Here is a 6,096-nt window from a genome sequence, read left to right on the forward strand (position 1 = left end):
CATGGCGTTTTGGCATAGAAAAAAACGGCCAGCGGCCGGGGCGGAGCCTGATCTGACCAGGCTGCCCCGGCACATCGGCATCATCATGGACGGCAACGGCCGCTGGGCCAAGAAGCGGGGGCTGCCCCGCACCGCCGGCCACGCCGCCGGGGCGGAGACCTTCCGCACCATCGCCTACCGGTGCCGGGACCTGGGGATTCCCTACCTCACCGTCTACGCCTTCTCCACCGAGAACTGGAAACGTCCGGTGGAGGAGGTTTCCGCTATCATGGACCTGCTGCGCAAGTACCTGCTGGAGGCCCTGGAGAAGATGGAGAAGGACGGGTTCCGCATCCGGTTTTTCGGGGACCTGGAGGCCCTGCCCCCGGAGCTGCGCACCCTCTGCCTGGAGACGGAGGAGACCGGCGCGGCGGTGGCGGGGGCCAAGTATCAGATCAACGTCTGCCTGAATTACGGCGGACGGGATGAGATCCTCCGGGCCGCCCGGGCCTGGGGGCGGGACGTGCTGGCGGGCCGCCAGGGGGTGGAGGACCTCACCGACGAGGTCTTCTCCCGGTACCTGGACAGCCGGGCCGTGCCCGACCCCGACCTCATCATCCGGCCCAGCGGCGAGCTGCGGCTGTCCAATTTCCTGCCCTGGCAGTCGGCTTACGCCGAGTTCTATTTTACCGATGTGCTCTGGCCCGATTTCAGTCCCGCGGTCCTGGACGCGGCCCTGGTGGACTTCCAGCGGCGTCAGCGCAGATTTGGAGGCGTATAACGTGAGAAATCGTATTCTGGTGGCCTGTGTGGGCGTGCCTGTGATCCTGGTGGTCCTGTACGTTCTGCCCGCGCCCTTTACCCCCGCCCTCATCGCCGTGCTCTCCGCGGTGGGCACCTATGAGGCCCTCCATGCCATTGGCATGAACCACCCCCGCATCGCCCTGTACACCGCCATCGTGGCCCTGGCCATCCCCTTCTGGGTCTACTTTGGGGAGCCCCGCCAGTGGGGCCTGCTGGTGCTGCTGGTCTACCTGCTGGCGGTCTTTCTGGAGGCCTTCGCCAGCCATCTGCGGGTGAAGATGGACCGGGTGGGTGCGGGCTTCTTCTTTGCCTTTGTCATCTCCTACTGCCTGTCCTCCGTGGTGCGGGTGGGGGCTCTGGAGCTGCGGACCAGCTACATCTTCCTGCCCATCCTCATCCCCTTCGTGGTGGATGCCGGGGCCATGCTGGTGGGCATGTTTCTGGGCAAACATCCCCTCACCCCCCATCTCTCCCCCAAAAAGACGGTGGAGGGGTCTGTGGGCGGCCTGGTGGTGGGGGTGGTCATCGCCATCCTGTACGGGGTGGTCTTCCACTTTATTACCAAGGTAGAGGTCAATTACTACTTCCTGGCGGTCTACGGCATCCTGGGCGGCGTCATCACCCAGGTGGGGGACCTGGCTTTCTCCTACGTCAAGCGCAACCGGAAAATCAAGGACTTCGGCCATGTCTTTCCCGGCCACGGGGGGGTGCTGGACCGCTTTGACAGCGTGATCTTCTGCGCCCCGCTCATGGAGCTGCTGATCCTCTGGCTGCCGGCTTTCAGCAAGGGGGCGGGGGCATGAGGGCGCTGTCTGTTCTGGGCTCCACCGGCTCCATCGGCCGGCAGACCCTGGAGGTGGCGGCCGCCTGCGGCCACCGGGTGCTGGCCCTCACCGCCCACCACAACATTGCCCTGCTGGAGCAGCAGGCCCGGACCTTTCATCCCATCCTCGCAGCGGCAGCGGACCCAACCGCCGCCGCTGCTTTGGCTATGCGCCTGTCGGACACGGACATTCGTGTGCTGGCAGGGGAGGAGGGGGTCCTGGCCGCCGCCCGTCTGCCCCAGGCGGACACGGCGGTGACCGCCCTGGTGGGCATTGCCGGCCTGGCCCCCACCCTGGCCGCCATCGACAGCGGCAAGCGCATCGCCCTGGCCAACAAGGAGACCCTGGTGTGTGCCGGCCCCCTGGTCATGGCCCGGGCCCGGGAGAAGGGGGCGGAGATCGTCCCGGTGGACTCGGAGCACTCGGCTATTTTTCAGAGCCTCCAGGGCAGCTCCCCCAAGGAGATCCGGCGCATCCTCCTCACCGCCTCCGGCGGACCCTTCTTCGGCTGGAGCCGGGAGGCACTGGAGGGGGTTACCCCGGCCCGGGCCCTGCAGCACCCCAACTGGTCCATGGGGGCCAAGGTGACCATTGACTCGGCCACCCTGATGAACAAGGGCCTGGAGCTGCTGGAGGCCATGTCTCTGTTTGATGTGCCCCCGGAGAAGATTCAAATTTTGATTCACCGGGAGAGCATACTCCATTCGGCGGTGGAATACTGTGACAACAGCGTGATTGCCCAGCTGGGGGACCCGGATATGCGCCTGCCCATCCAGTACGCCCTGTCCTGGCCGGACCGGACCCCCGGCCCCGCCCGGCCCCTGGACCTGCTGTCGGTGGGAAAGCTCACCTTTGCCCAGCCGGACCTGGAGACCTTCCGCTGTCTGGCGCTGGCCATCCGGGCGGCCCGGGAGGGGGGAACGGCCCCCGCGATTCTCAACGGTGCCAATGAGGTGGCCGTGGAGAGGTTCCTGGCGGGGAAGATTGGTTTTTTGCAGATTCCCCAGGTGGTGGAGGCTGCCCTGGACACCGTTCCCCGGGCGGCCGCGCTGACCCTGGAGAGTATTCAGGCCGCGGATCAGGCGGCCCGGCGGGCGGCGGCCCGGGCGGCGGAGGGCTGAGCCGGACCCGGTGGGGGATGGGATGCGGTTCCTTTGCCGTGGGAAGGGCGGGGAACGGGGTCCTTCCGAGCGGGGCCCATTGTGGGTTTTTCCTTACGCCGTTGGAACGGCAGGGAACCTTGGCCTGCCCGGCCGGGGCCCCATTTCTTGGGAAGAAATGGGGGAAAGAACCCCCGGGGGAGGAGGTTCCTCCCCCGGGACCCCCTTCTCTGGTGGGGTTGTGGAGGGGGAGGCTGTACTTCTTACGGGATACCCGGCCTGCGGCCCTCTCTTTGTCACGCTGGTAACGGCCCGCCCACCGGCTGGGCGGGCTGGGGACGTGGATGGGTACCCTTTGGGAGAAGGCAGAAAGTAACCGTTCGGGTTCCCACTTTTTCCTCTCGACAATAAACCACTTCTCCCGCCCGCCCGAGCCGGTGGGCGGGCCATGAGGCGTTGGTCTTTGAGGCCGCAGGCCAGGTAGGCCGACAGAAAACCCACGCCGCTTCTACAACAGTCCAGAGAAAAGGGGTGTGGGGGAAAGAAACTCTTTCCCCCGCGGGGTCCAGGGGCACAGCCCCTGGTGCTCTTTCCCCCATTTCTCCAGAGAAATGGGGCCCCGGCTGGGAAGCCAAAGTTCCTGCCCGTTCCAACGGCGCCGAGAAAAAACCACAACGCCCCCCAGGGGGCAAGTCTATCTCTGAGGTGAACAATTTGCTTGTCTATATCATCGTCGGCATCCTCCTCTTCGGCCTGCTCATCGCGGTCCACGAGGGAGGACACTTCCTCACCGCCAAGCTCCTGGGGGTCCAGGTCAATGAGTTTGCCATTGGCATGGGTCCCGCCCTGGTCTCCTTCCAGCGGGGGGAGACCCAGTATTCCCTCCGGGCCTTTCCCATCGGGGGCTACTGCGCCATGGAGGGGGAGGATGAGGAGAACGACAACCCCCGCTCCTTTTCCAACAAATCCCCCTGGCGGAAGCTCATCATTCTGGCCGCGGGGTCGGTGATGAACTTCATTGCCGGCTTTGTGCTGGTGGCCATCCTGTTCGGCACCGCCGGTAGCTATGTGGTGCCGGTGGTCCGGGACTTCATGGACGGCTTCTCCTGCGCCGGGGCGGAGGGACTCCAGGCGGGGGACCGGATTGTCTCGGTGAACGGCCACCGGATTTTTGTCTACTCCGACCTGTCCACCCAGCTCAGCACCGCCACCGGGGAGACCATGGACCTGGTGGTGGAGCGGAACGGGGAGAAGGTGGTCCTGGATGACCTCCCCCTCCAGCCCCAGGATTACACCGTGGACGGCCAGACGGTGAAGATGTACGGCATTTATTTTGACGTGGAGGAGGTCACCTTCCCGGGCCTTATGAAGCAGAGCTGGAACACCTGCTGGTACTTTGCCCGGGCGGTCTGGTCGGGGCTGGTGATGCTGGTCTCCGGGCAGGTGGGCCTGGACGATATGTCGGGCCCGGTGGGCATTGTCTCCTATCTGGGGGAGGCGGGCAGCCAGGGGGGCAGCATTGTGGCCGGGCTGGAGAATGTGTGCTACATCATCGCCTTGATCGCGGTGAACCTGGCCATTATGAACCTGCTGCCCATCCCCGCCCTGGACGGCGGGCGGATCTTCCTGCTGCTGGTGGGGGAGCTCTGGTTTCTCCTGTCGGGCAGAAAGCTCAACCCCAAGTATGAGGCCTGGCTCCACGGCATCTTCTTTGCCTTGCTGATTCTGCTGATGGTGGTGGTCACCTTCAGTGACATTTGGAAGCTGGTGAAATAAGCATGGGAAAACAAATTCAGGTGGGCGGCCTGCCGGTGGGGGGCGGGGCCCCGGTGTCCATCCAGTCCATGACCAACACCCCCACCCACGATGTGGAGGCCACCGTGGCCCAGATCCGCCGGCTGGCGGCGGCCGGGTGCCAGATTGTCCGGGTGGCGGTGCCCAACCTGGCCGCGGCCAAGGCGGTGGGAAAGATCAAGGAGGCCATTGACCTGCCCCTGGTGGTGGACATTCACTTTGACTACCGCCTGGCCCTGGAGTGCGTGGAGGCGGGGGCCGACAAGGTGCGCATCAACCCCGGCAACATCGGCGGAGCCGACCGGGTGAAGGCGGTGGCCCGGGCCTGCGCCCGGAGAAACATCCCCATCCGCATCGGGGTCAACGGGGGCTCCCTGGAAAAGCCCATTCTGGCCAAGTACGGCGGGGTCACGCCCCAGGCCATGGTGGACTCCGCCTTTGGCCACATCGCCCTGCTCAACCGGTACGACTTTGACGACATCTGTGTCTCCCTCAAATCCTCCTCGGTCCCCATCACCATGGGGGCCTATGAGCTGATGCACCAGCAGGCGGACTATCCCCTCCACCTGGGGGTCACCGAGGCGGGGACCACCCGGATGGGAACCCTGAAGTCTGCCGCCGGCATCGGGGGGCTGCTGGCCCTGGGGATTGGGGACACCTTCCGGGTGACCCTCACCGCCGACCCGGTGGAGGAGGTCTACGCCGCCCGGGACATCCTCAAGGCCATCGGCCTGCGCCGGGAGGGGCCGGACCTCATCGCCTGCCCCACCTGCGGACGGACCAAAATTGACCTGATCCCCCTGGCCCAGGCGGTGGAGGAGCGGCTGAAAACCGTCACCAAGCCCATCACCGTGGCGGTGATGGGGTGCCCGGTGAACGGCCCCGGGGAGGCCGCCGCCGCCGACGTGGGCATTGCCGGGGGGAATGGGAAGGGAATCCTGTTCCGCCATGGGGAAGTGGTGCGGCAGGTGCCCCAGGAGGAGCTGCTGGATGCGCTGATGGCGCTGATTGAAGAGCTTTGAACCCCATCGCCGTTGGGATGGGGGCGGTGTGGGGTTCTTCCCCTACGCCGTTGGAACGGCGGGGAACGGTGGTTTCCCAGCCGGGGCCCTATTTCTTGGAAGAAATAGGGGAAAGAACACCAAGGGGAAGGAGGTTCCTCCCCCTTGGAACCCCATTCTCTGGTGGAGGAACGGGGGAAGGTGGTTGGGTCGGTATGGGCCTGGCCTGCGGCCTCCAAGACCAACGCCTCATGGCCCGCCCACCGGCTCGGGCGGGCGGGAGAAGTGGTTTGTTGACGGGAGGAGAAAGCGGGAAACCAAACGGTTCCTCTCTGCCTTCTCCCAAAGGGTACCGCCCCACGTTCCCAGCCCGCCCAGCCGGTGGGCGGGCCGTTACGGGCCTTTCGCTGTGAGGGCCGCAGGCCAGGTATCCCGTAAGAGGTACAGCCTCCCCCCACACAACCCCACCAGAGAAGGGAGTCCAGAGGGAAGAACCTCTTCCCTCTGGGGTTCTTTCCCCCATTTCTTCCCAAGAAATGGGGCCCCGGCTGGGAAACCACCGTTCCCCGCCGTTCCAACGGCGTAGGGGAAGAA

The 6,096-nt window shown here is 65.6% G+C and carries 5 protein-coding genes; all 5 read left to right on the forward strand.

Annotated elements, in window-relative coordinates; translation table 11 throughout:
* The first annotated feature begins 1 nt into the window (after position 1).
* The 5 genes from uppS (at position 2) to ispG (ending at position 5,523) form a co-directional block, all read left to right on the forward strand.
* The gene (uppS, locus tag DV520_RS10635; RefSeq protein WP_021920066.1) at positions 2-760 is read left to right on the forward strand and encodes a polyprenyl diphosphate synthase; all 759 of its coding nucleotides are present in this window, start codon (positions 2-4) and stop codon (positions 758-760) included.
* 1 nt (position 761) lies between these two features.
* Positions 762-1,586 carry a phosphatidate cytidylyltransferase gene (locus DV520_RS10640; protein WP_021920065.1) on the forward strand — a complete coding sequence of 275 codons (825 nt, stop codon included), beginning with the start codon at positions 762-764 and terminating at the stop codon, positions 1,584-1,586.
* Positions 1,583-2,728: a 1-deoxy-D-xylulose-5-phosphate reductoisomerase gene (locus DV520_RS10645; RefSeq protein WP_117142747.1), complete on the forward strand. Its 1,146-nt coding sequence runs from the start codon at positions 1,583-1,585 to the stop codon at positions 2,726-2,728. The genes DV520_RS10640 and DV520_RS10645 overlap by 4 nt, the downstream gene beginning before the upstream one ends.
* Before the next feature lie 693 nt (positions 2,729-3,421).
* Complete coding sequence (locus tag DV520_RS10650) at positions 3,422-4,483, forward strand: M50 family metallopeptidase (RefSeq protein WP_021919197.1); 1,062 nt, start codon at positions 3,422-3,424, stop codon at positions 4,481-4,483.
* Between the two features lie 2 nt (positions 4,484-4,485).
* Positions 4,486-5,523, forward strand: coding sequence for a flavodoxin-dependent (E)-4-hydroxy-3-methylbut-2-enyl-diphosphate synthase (gene ispG, locus DV520_RS10655; RefSeq protein ID WP_117142749.1), 1,038 nt, complete (start codon positions 4,486-4,488; stop codon positions 5,521-5,523).
* Positions 5,524-6,096 lie beyond the last annotated feature (573 nt).

Source organism: Evtepia gabavorous (genome assembly GCF_003425665.1).
Lineage (GTDB): Bacteria > Bacillota > Clostridia > Oscillospirales > Oscillospiraceae > Evtepia > Evtepia gabavorous.